This window comes from Kribbella pratensis (assembly GCF_004366075.1).
In the GTDB taxonomy this organism is placed as follows: domain Bacteria; phylum Actinomycetota; class Actinomycetes; order Propionibacteriales; family Kribbellaceae; genus Kribbella; species Kribbella pratensis.
The window spans coordinates 2786932-2800442 of sequence record NZ_SODU01000001.1 but is presented as its reverse complement, the minus strand read 5'-3'; the positions used below and the strand labels follow the sequence as shown (position 1 = coordinate 2800442).

16 protein-coding genes are annotated in these 13511 nt (G+C 65.2%); 6 read left to right on the top strand and 10 right to left on the bottom strand.

Annotated features, from left to right (window positions below; all coding sequences use genetic code 11):
• Positions 1-528 precede the first annotated feature (528 nt).
• Both EV137_RS13465 and EV137_RS13460 read left to right on the top strand, forming a co-directional pair.
• Positions 529-2658 (top strand): GmrSD restriction endonuclease domain-containing protein, encoded by a 2130-nt coding sequence (locus EV137_RS13465; RefSeq protein WP_134128882.1) that lies wholly within the window; start codon positions 529-531, stop codon positions 2656-2658.
• Positions 2659-2867: 209 nt separating this feature from the next.
• Positions 2868-3116 (top strand): hypothetical protein, encoded by a 249-nt coding sequence (locus tag EV137_RS13460; RefSeq protein WP_134128880.1) that lies wholly within the window; start codon positions 2868-2870, stop codon positions 3114-3116.
• Positions 3117-3210: 94 nt separating this feature from the next.
• Here the strand turns inward: EV137_RS13460 and EV137_RS41990 are convergent, their stop codons facing one another.
• The 5 genes from EV137_RS41990 to EV137_RS40515 all read right to left on the bottom strand — a co-directional run bounded on the left by EV137_RS41990 (position 3211) and on the right by EV137_RS40515 (position 6493).
• Positions 3211-3474: an SOS response-associated peptidase family protein gene (locus EV137_RS41990; RefSeq protein WP_375372031.1), complete on the bottom strand. Its 264-nt coding sequence runs from the start codon at positions 3472-3474 to the stop codon at positions 3211-3213.
• Positions 3475-3741: 267 nt separating this feature from the next.
• A complete protein-coding gene (locus EV137_RS13450; protein ID WP_134128876.1) occupies positions 3742-4419 on the bottom strand; it encodes a hypothetical protein in 678 nt (225 codons plus the stop codon).
• Positions 4420-4924: 505 nt separating this feature from the next.
• A complete protein-coding gene (locus EV137_RS13445; RefSeq protein ID WP_134128874.1) occupies positions 4925-5431 on the bottom strand; it encodes a hypothetical protein in 507 nt (168 codons plus the stop codon).
• A 344-nt stretch (positions 5432-5775) separates the two neighbouring features.
• Complete coding sequence (locus EV137_RS13440) at positions 5776-6162, bottom strand: hypothetical protein (protein WP_134128872.1); 387 nt, start codon at positions 6160-6162, stop codon at positions 5776-5778.
• 154 nt (positions 6163-6316) lie between these two features.
• Positions 6317-6493, bottom strand: coding sequence for a hypothetical protein (locus EV137_RS40515; protein ID WP_166679853.1), 177 nt, complete (start codon positions 6491-6493; stop codon positions 6317-6319).
• A 532-nt stretch (positions 6494-7025) separates the two neighbouring features.
• On the opposite strand from EV137_RS40515, the gene EV137_RS40510 reads away from it, so the two are divergent.
• Entirely contained in the window at positions 7026-7505 is a 480-nt protein-coding gene (locus tag EV137_RS40510; protein WP_166679852.1) for a VOC family protein, read from the top strand.
• Positions 7506-7721: 216 nt separating this feature from the next.
• Positions 7722-8699: an NHL repeat-containing protein gene (locus EV137_RS13430; protein ID WP_134128868.1), complete on the top strand. Its 978-nt coding sequence runs from the start codon at positions 7722-7724 to the stop codon at positions 8697-8699.
• A gap of 128 nt (positions 8700-8827) precedes the next feature.
• Here EV137_RS13430 and EV137_RS13425 read toward each other — a convergent pair whose 3' ends face one another.
• The 3 genes from EV137_RS13425 to EV137_RS13415 form a co-directional block, all read right to left on the bottom strand.
• A complete protein-coding gene (locus EV137_RS13425; protein WP_134001573.1) occupies positions 8828-9028 on the bottom strand; it encodes a hypothetical protein in 201 nt (66 codons plus the stop codon).
• 244 nt (positions 9029-9272) lie between these two features.
• Entirely contained in the window at positions 9273-9488 is a 216-nt protein-coding gene (locus tag EV137_RS13420) for a hypothetical protein (RefSeq protein ID WP_202870910.1), read from the bottom strand.
• 116 nt (positions 9489-9604) lie between these two features.
• Positions 9605-10045, bottom strand: coding sequence for a hypothetical protein (locus EV137_RS13415; protein ID WP_202870909.1), 441 nt, complete (start codon positions 10043-10045; stop codon positions 9605-9607).
• 427 nt (positions 10046-10472) lie between these two features.
• Between EV137_RS13415 and EV137_RS13410 the strand changes: the two genes are divergently transcribed.
• Positions 10473-11087: a hypothetical protein gene (locus EV137_RS13410; RefSeq protein ID WP_134128866.1), complete on the top strand. Its 615-nt coding sequence runs from the start codon at positions 10473-10475 to the stop codon at positions 11085-11087.
• Positions 11088-11114: 27 nt separating this feature from the next.
• Here EV137_RS13410 and EV137_RS13405 read toward each other — a convergent pair whose 3' ends face one another.
• Entirely contained in the window at positions 11115-11309 is a 195-nt protein-coding gene (locus EV137_RS13405; protein WP_134001561.1) for a hypothetical protein, read from the bottom strand.
• 596 nt (positions 11310-11905) lie between these two features.
• Positions 11906-12877, bottom strand: a complete 972-nt coding sequence (locus EV137_RS13395) for an NmrA/HSCARG family protein (RefSeq protein ID WP_134128862.1) — start codon at positions 12875-12877, stop codon at positions 11906-11908.
• Between the two features lie 84 nt (positions 12878-12961).
• Here EV137_RS13395 and EV137_RS13390 point away from each other — a divergent pair, with 84 nt between their 5' ends.
• Positions 12962-13456, top strand: a complete 495-nt coding sequence (locus EV137_RS13390) for a MarR family winged helix-turn-helix transcriptional regulator (protein ID WP_202870908.1) — start codon at positions 12962-12964, stop codon at positions 13454-13456.
• Positions 13457-13511: the final 55 nt, after the last annotated feature.

Below are 13511 nucleotides of genomic sequence, written 5' to 3'. Positions count from 1 at the left end.
GAGGTTCCTGTCACGGGCGACAGCTGGGTGGGTCGCAGTGGTCCTCGAGCGGGCGGGTGTAGTGGAGATCGACCGTGCCCCGCCCGCACGTGTGAGGTTGTCGCCTGGTTGGTGATGGCGCCGGTTCTGTCGGGGACAGGTGGCCCGGCAGGGAGTGTCGTCTGTCGGCGTTCCCAGGGGCCGACGTTGCCACCGCTGATCGTTAGATTCCCAGCCTCAGTACAAATCCGGTATAGGCCCGTTCTGAGAGTAGCGACCGTCTGAGTTGGCCGACCAGCAGTTCGCAGTTTTGCTGCAGGTCGGCGGACTTGATCGGTGACGCGAGCATCTGATCGGGCGCACTCTGGACCCATGAACGAATCCGTGGAGGCGATCAAGTTGGGTCTTCGACGGACCCGCCTCCCACACCAGCGGGCAATTCATCGAGCTCGGGACCGACGACGGCCGAAGCGTCAGCGTCGTCAGCCAGTACGAATCTCGGTGCCGTCTGAGAGGCTGAGGCCAGCTGGTCGATGAGGGGAGCCGCTCGTGGCACGCACGGTGTTTCACAGCACTTCATTCCAACTGAGGCATCTGGTTGACAACATCAACCGAGGTGACATTGCACTCCCGGAGCTGCAGCGACCCTTCGTGTGGTCAAACAGCAAGGTACGCGATCTGTTCGACTCGATGTACCGGGGCTTCCCAGTTGGATATCTGCTGTTCTGGGAGACCGGCGCCGAGGTCGGGGCGCGGCAGATCGGGGTAGACGACAAGGACGCGCGCGTCGCCCGGTGGCTGATCGTGGACGGGCAACAGAGGCTTACGTCTCTGTACTCGGTACTGACCGGCGAGGTCGTTGTGCGACAGGACTACAGCGAGTCGCGGGTGCGTCTCGCCTTCCGGCCGCGAGACGAGCACTTCGCCGTCTCGGATGCGGCGATCGAGAAGAACCCGGAGTTCCTACCTGACGTCACAGAGCTCTGGCGGGACTACCGCTCCACGGTCACAGGATACTTCAACAGGCTTGAGTCCGCGCGGGGCGACCTGGCGACTCCGAACCGGAACGAGCTCGAGGACGCGTTCGACCGGGTCCGGGACCTCCAGAACTATCCCTTCAACGTCGTCGAGCTCGACTCCGCGGTTCAGGAGGAGCAAGTCGCCGAGGTCTTCGTCCGGATCAACTCCGAGGGAGTGACGCTGAACCAGGCCGACTTCATCATCACCCTAATGAGCGTCTTCTGGGAGAAGGGCCGCAAGCAACTCGAGGACTTCGCTCGTGGATGCAAGATCCCCTCATTGTCCGGTGCGTCTCCGTTCAACTGGTTCATCGCACCTCAGCCGGATCAGATGCTGCGGGTGTCGATCGCGCTGGCCTTCCGCCGCGCGGTCCTCAAGCACGCCTACTCGGTGCTGCGCGGGAAGGACCTCGAAACCGGCGCGACCAGCACTGAGCGTCGTAACGAGCAGTTCGCCCGGCTCCAGGCCGCACAGGAGAAGGTCCTCGACCTGACTAACTGGCACGAGTTCATCCGCTGCCTCGAGCGGGCCGGATACCGAGGGGCGAAGATGATCTCCAGCCAGAACGCCATTCTGTACAGCTACGCCATCTGGCTGCTCGGCCGCGTCGACTACGGCGTGCCGCTCGACCGACTGCGCGAGGTCATCGCACGGTGGTTCTTCATGGCCCACACCACCTCCCGGTACTCCGGCTCCTTCGAATCCCAGGTCGAGAAGGACTTCGCAGCCATTGCCGACATCGCCGCCCACGACGCGGACGGGTTTGTGAACGCGCTCATCCGGATCGTCGACGACATCCTGACTACAGACTTCTGGGCCATCACCCTCCCCAACGAACTGGCCACATCTGCGGCCCGCAGCCCCGCCCTGTTCGCGTACATGGCCGCCCTGAACATCCTCGACGCCGACGCGCTCCTTGCCACCGGTAAGGTCCGTGAGCGTTTGGACCCCGCAATCGTCGCCAGGAAGGGCATAGAGCGACACCACTTATTCCCGCGGGCCTATCTCCGCTCCACGCTCGGCGTGACGGACAACCGCCAGATCAACCAGATCGCGAACATGGCGCTCGTCGAGTGGAACGACAACATCGCCATCTCCGACAAACCGCCTGCCGACTACTGGCCCGAGCAGCTTTCGTCCAAGCCTCACCTTGATCCGGATCGGCTCAAACGGCAGGTCGAACTGCACGCACTCCCAGCGGGATGGACCGAACTGCCGTTCAGCGACTTCCTCGCGCAACGCCGCCGGCTGATGGCCGACGTCGTCCGCCGGGCGTTCGAGATGCTCTCTCGCTCCGACTACGAGCCGCAGTATCCACCGGTGACCGCACTAGCGCCCGACCCCTCGCCCTTCCCCGGGGACAGCGCCGGCGCCAGGGTCCGAATCATGGACCTTTTCCAGGCGGGTCTCTTGCACGCCGGGACAGTCCTAACCCCTGCGAAGCAGGACATCGATGGCGTTGCCGAGATCGATGAGCAAGGGCGGATCATGTACGAGGAAGTCGCTTACGACACCCCATCCGCGGCGGCAGTGGCCGTTACCGGTGCGCCCGCCAACGGCTGGACGTTCTGGCTGGCCGACACCCCGCATGGTCAGCGGCGACTCGACTCCATCAGGAGCGAGTACGAGTCCGCAGATATCGAAGCAGCGGGCACATAGGCTCGAGATCGCGACATGCTCATCGAGCCAGGAATCCTAGTCAGCGACTTCGCATCGGCCGTCACGGCCCTGCGGCTTGATGGTTGGCCCTGCGAACTTCGCACCGAATTGATGCGCGCGCCTTATCGGCAGCCGAGGCTACCGCCGGGGTACGGCGCCGTGTACGCGTTCGCCCTCAGTTCGTCGACTACCTCAGAGGCGGGGGCGGCATGGTTCTCAAGGTCGGCAAGGTTGGGCCAAACAGCGAACCCCGATTCCGTTACCAGCACTACAGCCCGACCTCGGCCGGCTCGACATTGGCCAAAAGCTTGCTCACCCACTCGATTGTGTGGCCCTGGCTGGGGATAGACCGCTTGGGCCCCGCGACCGTCAAGGACTGGATGCTCGCCAATCTCGACCGGCTGCACATCTACGTACCGGCCACCTCGCCACTGGTTCTGGCTCCGTTGGAAATGTAGGTCCGAGCAAGGATCGGGAGCGTCTTCGAGGGGTCCGCATGACGTTCGCTGGGGATGCCATTAGACCGCCGGGGTCCGTTCGGCGGCGGTTAAGTCATCTCCGGCGGACAGGCCTCAGCCAAACTGAGGCAGAAAGCGCCAAGTCCGGTAAAAGGCCCCAGCGGAACGCGCGGAGCTCGCGCGCTGGTTCCGCGTCATCGGCGGCGGCTCGCGGGACGCGGGCGATCACGACTGGGTTGTCCTTGGTCGGGGCCACATTGAAGTCCTGGCCGCGCAGCTCGTCGGCGTTGCTCTCGTCGACGACGAAACGCTCGAGGAGCTCGGCGCGGCTGGCCACAGATGCGTATCGACCACACATGTATGCCAGCCTGCCACGCCGACGCCCGAACGCGGCCGAAACGCGGCTCACTGGCCGCGCCGGACCAGGTCGGCATGAGCAGGCCGCTGGCCCGCACCCGGATGGGTACCGGGTGCTGTAGGCAACCAACGAACTCACGATCCGGCAGCCGGCGAACGGGTACGCCGCGGCCGGTGTGGTGCTGATCGCCGCGGCGCCGACATCTGCGGCAGGCATGGCGCCGACGATAACGGCGTGTGCCGACACCTCGATGCCGCGGAGACCGGATCAGAGTCTGCCGCTGTCGAGGTGTTCGCTCAGTGAGTAGAACAGCCGGTAACAGTTGTGGAAGTCGGTGACGGCCATGCCTCCGGGCTGCAGCCATTGGTCGGCGACCGCGCGCCATCCCTCGGGGCCGGCCGTCTCGTCGCAGTACCGGGAGACCTGCCAGGCAAGGGTTTCGGCGACCTCGGTGTAGCGGTCCGGTCCGGTGACCCAGCGGGTGACATCGCGGCGAGCGCGGCGCGTACGTCGGGGTCGACCCGTTTCGATGGCCCTGCGGCGCGGCGGGCGGCGATGTCGTCGAGGAGTCCGCGCCTGCGGGCTCCTGTTGGTTTGGCGAGGTTCAGGCCGTTGCCGAAGAGCACGCTGGATCAGGGCCTCCGACTCCCATGATCCTTCCCGTCCGGCGGTGATCGTGAGCTTGGCGTAGTCCCACCCGGTGGCGCCGGTAGCGCCTTCTTTGCTGACGCGGAGCTCGTGGAAGACGTGCTCGAGCGCGGCGGCGAGTGTGGTGACGGTGCGGCGGCCGGCGGCTGTGAACAGTTCGCGCAGCTGGGCTGCGTCGGGGTCGGTGATCGGCAGCACTGGCCGCAGTGGTCCGCGGCTCGCGATCAGCTCGGGATAGGTGCGGTCGGGCAGGTCGCGCTTCCAGCCGTAGTCGGCGGTGTAGCGAGACCCAGCCACGGGGATCGGAGCGACCGAGCCAGCCTTGGTTGTGCCGGTCGACGACCCTGTACGGAAGCCGGTCCTCAGCCGACGCACTGAGCGAGTCAATGCCGGTTCCAGCTCTGGTGGTGTCGTGGTTGCGGGCAGCTGTGGTCCAGGATTCGCCGGTCGCCGCCATCTGGGCGCGGATGGCGCGGATGGCGCGGATGCGGGCTCGGCCCTTGCCTGGCGCCGCGGACTCGGAGTCGCTGGTGTTGCTCATCGGGTTCCTCCGCCGGCGGAGCCGCCTACGAGCTCCGCGAGGTCACCTCGATGCATGGTCGCGGAGCGCTGCGTCGGAGACGGCTTGTCCTCGGATGCTCGAGGTGCGTAGGCCACCGGGCGAGCTCGGAGAGCGGCAGGCGCAACTGCCGACCCTGCGAACTCTACAGCGCATCGCGGCAGTTCCGGACGTTCGAGGATGCCGCGAGTACCGGGGTCGTTCGTAGCAAGCCCTTAGGATCATGCCGGACGGCGGGCTCTGTCAGAGGAACGTCGAGCAGTCCACATCTCCAACAGTGAGTTCGCGATCAACCGTCACAGTGCCACTCGGATCGACGACGAAGGTGGCCGTGGTCAGCAAGCCCTTGAACGGCCCCTCGAAGGACGTATGCCGTTCCAGGACGACTTGTCGGTCACCAGAGATGTCAGTGTTGAAGACGGATACCTCCACGTTCCTGTCTTGCCAGGTGACTCCACGGAGGGACGCGGGGACCTCAGTGCTATCACTGAAGGTCAGGCTGCCGTGAAGGATGTCTCGGTAGTTCACATGCAAGGTCCCAGCCGTGGTCTCCTGCACGATCAGTTGATACTGACCGCTGTCGCTGAAGGTCGCGGGCCACCCGCAGATGTTTGGGTGCTGGTCGGTGTCTGTCAGCGGACCGCGCTCTCGGTAGTCGATCGTGGCTGAGGCGACTCCAGCCGACGCGAATAAGGCGGCGGCGGAAACAACTCCGACGACCAGGCATCTCAGGATCGAACGGTTCCTCATGGCGCACGCTCCGCTAGACATGGCCAGCGGGAGTCGCGTGCCTATAATCGACAGTCCTCCGCGCCTCGAGTATTGGCAAGAGCTATCGCGTCCGGTCGAACTTCAGTCGGGCGAGCTGTCTGGATCAGCTGAGATGTCGACTGATGACCAGGCTGGCGATGAACTCGCGATCACCTGGGCAACCTTCGAGCACAATCCGCTCATCGGCAGATTCGTGCGTCGGCGATCCCGTCAAGTCGTCGGCAGACTGCTAGACCTGTCGCCCATCGACCGGCAGATTTGTCGCGGATGATCCGACAGATCACAGGGCCGCCCGATCTGTGCTCCAAGGCGTGCGGCGCGTACTAGTCCAGGAAGGTCCATCCCAATCCGACGTACAGGGATGCGCCGACGATAACAATGGCTATGAAGGCGAATTGCGCGGTGCCCGAGCGCCGGTCGCGGGCTTTGACCCTTGCTCGCTCCTGCTTGGACAGCCGACGGAACTGCTTTCCCTTCATGTGATGAATATCGAACATCAGTGATGGATCGCCACCCGTTATCAAGAGGATGACGATGGACAGCAGCGCTGCGCCGTACAGCATGCCGTCGAGACTGGTACCGACGGCCAGGCCGCGAATGAAGAAGGTCACTGTGGCCAGCAGTACACCACTGATCGCGCCAGCCGCACCTATGCGGCTGGTCCGAGACTTGACCGCCGCGAGTACGAGGTAGATCAGCCATGTTGTCACGAATGCTAGGAGTGCCATCGCTAGTAGTGGTTCACCTTCGGATACGCCAGTCGTGCGTGACGTGGAACGAGGCGCTCCCGGCCCCTCGGGTAGTCCCAAACGTCCAACTTGACGCGGCGCGGGTCCCGGCAGAATCCGCGAACCTTGCGGCGGGTCACAATTGCTGCTGCCGTTCCTTGCCGGTGTCGAAGAACCGGTCGACGTACGCCTTGGGCGTGCGCTTGCTCGCTCGCACCAGGGAGAACACCTCGGCACCGTCACCTGGCACGTCCGACAGCCGGTACGCCTGCGCAAGGCCCAAGTACGAATCCTGGGAGTCGGTGATGGTCACCGCGTACTCGCGAGCCTCAGCTTCTGCGCGTTGTATGGCGTGATCGAGGAATCAGCGCGCCACAACGTGATGCGCTCCTCAAATGCCCTGCCTGCGAACTTGGGTGGCCAACCGCAACGGAAGACACACCGCACCGCGTACCAACCGGACCCATCTCGGTCAGTCATGGCGCCTAGCCTGCCAGGGCCGGATCAAAGGAGTCTGCTTGCCTTGGCACCGTCCGCCTCTTCATGACCGCGCGTCACCAACCGCGGCAGATCCGGACATCATGCGGCGGGCGCAGCTTGGAGCCGCAGGCTCGGGAGTGGTTCCCAAGCCAGCACGTCGGCGAGGCGTTAGCTCGCAGCAAAACGATCCGTCGACCGGCCGCGAGGTCAGCTCGAGGTCCACTCGTACGAGTGCGGCGTACGCCCACTGCTTGGCTCGGAGAAGGGCGTCGGTTGCGGGCGGGAGGATTCCGGGTTGGCACGGTGGACGAGTCGGCCGGGTGGCCGTCATCCTCGGGGGAGGCCGACTTCGAGGGGGAATCGCAATGAACCTGGGCTTCGAGCGGATATTGCAGGTGAAGATCCCGGTGACGGATCTCCAGCGCAGTGTCAACTGGTACCGGCGGGTGTTCGGGCTGCGGCTGGCCTGGGAGTTCGGTGGGCCCGATGTCGTCACTGGCGCGGTCCTGACCGATGACGCCGAGCGGTTTCTCATCGGTCTGCGACGGCTCGACACCGTGCCCGGCGAGCCGTCACTGGCCGGCTTCGACGTCGTCAGCCTCGGCGTGCCGTCCGTCGACGTATTGAGGGCGTTGGCCGAGCGTTTCGACGAACTCGATGTGGAGCACGGCCCGCTGTTCGACCGTGGGCCGGGAGGTGGAGTGCAACTCGACGTACCGGATCCCGATGGCACGGTGATCCGGATCCTGTCGCCGTTCGGGGAGCACGCGCCGTTCATCGGCGTCGAGTTCGGGCCCGACGGGACACACGCCTTCTACACGGCCCCGCGCCTGCAGCTTGACTGAAGCTGGAGGCCGGAACGCCTGCTCGTCACGGCATCGCCGACGAGTCGTCCGCTCCGGCTGCTACGGGTCCTGTGATGTTCAAAGTGATCAATTGGACCTTACATACGGCAGCTTATCGGCTCCGAAACAACGGGAGATGCTGCGGCCCCTGAAATGTGTTCTGCGGCGGATGATGGTGGCATGTTGACGTGCGGGGCCAGGTCACGCGGACAGGTCTTGATCCTGGCCGCTCTGGTGATGCTTGGAGGCTGCTCATCCGCGCCGGTCGAGCGCACTTCGCCGAGCGTGCCGGTGACGACCTCTGCGGTACCTGATGTATCGGTCAAGTATTCTGCGCGGCGTCAGGCAACCATCGCGGTCATGAATGGCGATGGGCTTGTCGCAGCCGCAGGCGCCGTCTGGGTGAAGACTGACGACGGTCGCGCCGTGCGTATTGACCCCGCGACGAACCGGGTGACCGACGAGCTCAAGCTCGACACGGTGGCGGACGAGAGCCAGTACTGCCAGGGCATCGGTACCGACGGCTTGTCGGTCTGGGCCTGTGCGACGGCAGATGACGGCACGGGGTTGGCGCAGATCGACCCAAAGGCGCGGCGGGTCCTACGCCGCGTGTCGGTTGGCAAGGTCTTCGATCAGCTCGCGCTCCCGTCCGCGGGGCGCGGCGTCTGGGTGCTGACCGCTGACGGGACCAGGGCGAGCGTCGTCGAGCCGGCGACAGGCCGAGTTACGGCGTACCCACTTGGTTCCCGGTACCTGCAGTTGGCCGCGCTGGCCGATCGAGTCGTGGCAACCTCAGCGACGGAGAATGCGGTGGTCGTGCTCGACGCTGCGAACGGCGCAGTCGTCGGTCGGATGTCCCTGCCTAAACCAGGTATGGCCGCCTTGGCGGGAACCGACCTCTGGATCGACACCGAGGCGGGCGTGGCGCGTGTGACGCGCGGTCTCGTCACGCGCTCCGTGTACACCAATCTCGGTGCAGGCTCCGGCGGTGACCTCATCGCGGCTGCGGGCGCGGTGTGGGTGCGCGGGTCCGACGGCGCGATCACGAAAGTCGATCTCGCCAGCGGCCGTGTCGTCGAACGGATCACGCCGGAGCAACCGCTGACTGCCGGGAGCCTGCTCGTAGCCTTCGGCAGCATCTGGACGACGTCCAGCGATCAAGGAATCGTCGTGCGACTTCGACTGGAACCTTGAGAGCGTCCGACCGTCTGTGCCTACCGGCGGCGGAATTGGGGCAACCAGAAACCGATGACGCTCCGACTGCTCCCAACCCATCAACTCCCGTGCCTGCCAGTCAACAACAGGGTTGCACGCCGCAGAATTCAGGTCGTGGCCTTGACAGCCACGATGTCCAGGCTGATGTTTCGGACTCCGGAGCGGGTCTGGTTCTCGGCGTTGCCACGAACATTGTCCGCGAAGGCCACTGCCGCATCGCGGTCGGAGAAGACGATGAACGTGTGTGACCGCCCCGGGTCCTCATAGTCGCTCCAATAGCCCTTCACCAGGCCGGGCAGCTGGCTCACGCCGGCAACGATCCCCTCCAAGGCAGACTGTTGTGCCTCATCCCGGGCTGGGTCCATTTCCCATACACCTAGTACTGCGTACATAGCCGTCCCCCTCAGCTGTGCCGATTCCCGCGTCTGTTCAGTGGTGCGGGTAGGTGTCGCAGCGCTAATGCCGTTGAGTGAGCATGCGGCCGCGACGGTCACCTACCCCTGGCGCACGACTCTGTAGATGGTTTCTGATCTCGGCACCGGCCGCGGCACGTCATGCCAGGATCTCCTCAGCCTTCAGAGAGATGGCCGCCTTGACCTCGGCGATGTCCACGCCATCATCAAAGAAGGCGATCGAGAGGCCGTTACCCGTGTCGGTGTCGAGCAGGTGGTAGGCGTCAAGCACCCCAGGAACCGTTCTGGCCGCGTCGATGACCCACTGGCGATCGTCGTCAGGCATCGGTTCCCAGACAGCTACGCGAGCAATCATGGCGCACCTTCCTGATCTTCGTGAGTGTCCCACATAGTGGGGGTACCTCAACTGCCGCGATCAGGACGTCGCGCACGCGGCTACTCCCGGCTCATCAAACTCCTGCCCCTGCCAGCTCAGCGTCGTCGGTTCCAGAGCTGGTGCGTTGCTGCAGCGATGAGGCGTTGTTCGATGATCGCGGCCGACGTGCGGTCCGGACTGACGGTCCACGTCAGCTCGAGGTCTGCTCGCGTGAGAGCGGCCTGCGCCCACTGCTTGGCTCGCAGAGGACCTTCGGTCCGAGTCCGTTCGATCATGTGGTCGAGCCACGCCGGGTCGGCCAACGCGCGATCGAGAGCTGCTTCGCCCAAGCCGCTGACGGCCGCCTTGCCGGTGAGGTAGATGCGCAGCCGGCCTCGGATTCCCTGGCCACGGCGCTCGCCCGCCATGCCGATGTAGACAATCTGCCCCGTGGGTCGTTCGCGGGCAACGTAGACCCCAGGCTCGCGCGGCGCGATGCCCGCGGCCTCCTCGAACAACAGCCACGGTGCCCATTGCAGCTCCGGATCCAGTTCCATCTACAGATCTTCGGGCACCCGGCGGTAGCTTGCGAACCATGGCCTTCGAGCACCTGCGTCCCGCACTCCAAAACTTCGATGCAGCCGCGGCCACACTCGGTATGCCACCGCTGATCTACGAGGTCGACGTCCTGCCAGCGCCGCACCAACAGCACACCGTCGATCGAGGCCTTCTGGGCCCACGTAGATATTGGCGCGGTCGAGGTTGACCTTCATCCAATCCCGCACGCAGCTGGCATCTAGGTGGGCGATGCCCAGCCATGGCCATAAGAGCTAGCAGGCCGCATCGCCGTACTCGCAGCAGTCCCTCGCGGTGCCGACACCTGCCGTCCGGTGCGTCTCATGAACGATCGATTCTCAACACCTCATGCCCTGGCGGAGGATGGGGTCGGGGGCGAGCGCATCCCCGAACGGAAGGGAAACAAGAGTGGCCACCGACATCGATCAGCACGCTACCGACCTGCTCGAAGCGATCTACGAAGCTGGGCGAGCAGGAAGGGATCCGGACGAGGCGATCAGCGACTACCTGCAGCGCGCCGGGCACGATGTCGACTACGGCTTCCAGCTGGTGGATCTTCTCGCCAGTCTCGGTCTGGTCAAGCCGTACTCGACGTTCGGCACTCCGAGGGCAATGATCACGCCGGCGGGGATCCAAGCGATGCAGCAGCTGGTCGCGGACCGCGCCAATCCGAAGGTCCGCTCGGCCGTGCTGCGAACGGAGATGATCACATGGCTCGACGCCCAGGAGGAGCAGGGTGTGCACCCTGGCAGCTTCCAGGAGTTCGCTGACCAGTTGGTATCCCCGCTGGCCTTCAGTGAGCGTGAACTACGCGGCGCCGCCGAGCTCCTTCTGCGCCACTCGCTGATCGACGCGGTGCACCTCGAGGAGTTCACTGGAGGCTGGATCGCGCCTCGGCTGACGGTTGAAGGTCGGGACTGCATCACCGACTGCGGCGGCGACGTCGGCGAGTATCTCCGCGATCGCCGGAGGCCGGGGCCGGGAAATGATTCCTCGCTTGCCGATGACATCTGGTCGACCTGACCCCGCGGGCGGACTTGGGGTAGCGCGTTAGCCTTCCCGCTCTGGCTGCGGTGGAGCCAGAACTCCCGGGATTCGGAGCGCCCAAAGCCCGTCAGGCCGCTCGATCCATTCGCCGATGCTCAGGCTTCGGCCGCGATCGTCTTCGACTTCCACGAAGCGCCCAGCGTCTGGCGCCGGCGGGCCGTCGAAGATCACGTTGATCGCCTGCACTTCATTTGCCATCGGCCGCCTCCTGCCGCTTGGTGGCTTGCGACTTAGTACGACGGTCGCCCCGGCGGCGTCATCTCGTCAACCGGCCTGCGTTTCCGCAGGTCACACCGGAGACGGGTTTCCGGTCGCCGGTGGAGCCGCGAGCAAGGCAACGCGTTGTCAGGCGCCCCAGGTGAGTGTGTCGTACAGTTCGGCCGGGGGGTAGCCCAGGGCAACGGTTCAAGGCCGTTGCCGTTGTGGTGGTGGCCTTCGAGGGCACTTGCTGAAGGTGCCGGGAGGTTCATCAGGCTGTTCATGTGGCGGCGGCAGTGGTCGCGCCACAACACGCTCATGCCGGTGCCCGGTTCGAGGCGTAGCTCCCCAGGTTGAAGCTTGCGGTCGCAGCCGAACGCTCCGCGTGGACGATCCACGAGGCAAGGCAGCAGCGAGACCGATCAGCCCCGGCTCGGTGCGAGCCGGGGCTAGAATACGAACCCGTGTCTGGCGTGCCTCGGGCTCCGGTTCTGTTCCGTCGCTGTTCCGTGAGACCTTGGCAATCGGCGGTCAAAAGCGCGAATCGTTGCTCATTGATGCGGGCGGCTCAGGGCAGAGCCGCCCAACACGATGGGTCACTTAGTGGCGGCCCGTAGGTCTTCTTTGTGCAGGTCAAGCCAGGTTTCGAAGGATTCCAGGGCGGGATTGAGCTCGCGGACCTTGTCGAGGTTGCGGTTGCCGGTGAACTGTTCGTGGTTCTCGGCGTAGAACTGGAACATGTTGGCCATTTCGACGGCCATGGGGAAGGGGTATTGGCGGTACTCGTCGAGGGTCGGGGAGTTGTAGGTGACCTTTTCGCCGAGGGCTTCGGTGAGGGCGGCGGCGTACTGGTCGCCGGTGAGGTGGTCGCCGGCGACGCTGACGGTCCGGCCGATGAGGTCGGGGCGCTTGAGGATCGCCAGCGCGCTGCGGCCGATGTCCTCGGAGGCGATGCCGGACAGCCGCTTCTCGCCCATCGGGAGCGTGATGGTCAGTGTGCCGTCGGCGTTGCGGGTCGGCCGCATGGTGGTGATGAACGCGTCGAAGTAGAACGTGGTCCGCAGGAACGTCGTCGGTACGCCGTACTTCGCGAACAGGTCGTCGGCCTCGCCCTTCGCGTCGAAGTGCGGGACCTTGTAGCGCCCGTCGTCCAGGCTCGGGACGTCGTCGCGCGCACCGAAGAACAGGCGGGTGTCCTCGAGCGTCGACCAGACCAGGTGCTGTACGCCGGCGTCGCGGGCGGCCCGCGCGGCGGTCTCGGCCTGGGCGAGCTCCATCTCGGCGCGGGTCCGCACCGCCTCCTCGTCCGGGGTCAGCGGCGCCCAGTAGTTCGTCACCACGAAAGCGCCGTACGCGCCGTCGAAAGCGGACCGGATGCTCGCCTCGTCGTCGAGATCGGCGGCGACCACCTCGGCGCCCGCTGCGGCGAGGTTCTTCGCGGCGGCGGAGTCCGGGTTCCGGGTCAGTGCGCGGACAGCGAACTCGCCGGACGGATCCGTCAGGATCGCGCGGACCAGCGCTCCGCCCTGTGCTCCGGTCGCTCCGACGACGGCGATCAGCTTGCTCATAGCGTTCACTCCAAGAGTTAGGTTGATGTGTCAACTCGACCGATCGTAGCGCGATTGGTTGATGTGTCAACCCAAGCGGGTAGGATGGTTCTCGTGAGCAAGGGACCGTGGCTCGACGACGACGAGCAGAAGGCGTGGCGCAGCTACTTGCTGATGAACCGCACGCTGGAGACGCACCTGGAGCGGCACCTCCAGCGCGACTTCGGCCTGTCCAAGTCGGACTTCGAGATCCTGGTGAACCTGTCCGAGTCGGAATCCGGCCGGATGCGCGCATTCGAGCTCAGTCGCGCGACGCAGTGGGAGAAGAGCCGGTTGTCGCACCACTTGACCCGGATGGAGAAACGCGGGCTGATCCGCAAGGAGGCCTGCGAATCGCGGTATCCGGAGATCGCCATCACCGAGGAAGGTCTGGCGGCGATCAAGGAGTGTGCGCCGGCACAGGCCGCACGGGTGCGGGAGTTCTTCGTCGATGTGTTCGGCCCCGACCGCCTCGCTGTTCTCGGTGAGGTCGCCGACGAGATCGTCGGCACGATCGGCAAGCACTGCGAGACCGACTGCCCGCTGGAGGTCCGCTCCTGAGAGCTGTTCTCAGAGAGCTTTCAGCAGAACTTGACCGTGGCTTGATCTTCTCTTG

Coding starts and splice junctions, on each gene's coding strand:
- EV137_RS13460 (WP_134128880.1), top strand. CDS start 2,868: ATGGTTCTCAAGGTCGGCAAGGTTGGGCCAAACAGCGAACCCCGATTC.
- EV137_RS41990 (WP_375372031.1), bottom strand. CDS start 3,474: ATGTGTGGTCGATACGCATCTGTGGCCAGCCGCGCCGAGCTCCTCGAG.
- EV137_RS13445 (WP_134128874.1), bottom strand. CDS start 5,431: ATGAGGAACCGTTCGATCCTGAGATGCCTGGTCGTCGGAGTTGTTTCC.
- EV137_RS40510 (WP_166679852.1), top strand. CDS start 7,026: ATGAACCTGGGCTTCGAGCGGATATTGCAGGTGAAGATCCCGGTGACG.
- EV137_RS13420 (WP_202870910.1), bottom strand. CDS start 9,488: ATGATTGCTCGCGTAGCTGTCTGGGAACCGATGCCTGACGACGATCGC.
- EV137_RS13415 (WP_202870909.1), bottom strand. CDS start 10,045: ATGGAACTGGATCCGGAGCTGCAATGGGCACCGTGGCTGTTGTTCGAG.
- EV137_RS13405 (WP_134001561.1), bottom strand. CDS start 11,309: ATGGCAAATGAAGTGCAGGCGATCAACGTGATCTTCGACGGCCCGCCG.
- EV137_RS13395 (WP_134128862.1), bottom strand. CDS start 12,877: ATGAGCAAGCTGATCGCCGTCGTCGGAGCGACCGGAGCACAGGGCGGA.
- EV137_RS13390 (WP_202870908.1), top strand. CDS start 12,962: ATGGTTCTCGTGAGCAAGGGACCGTGGCTCGACGACGACGAGCAGAAG.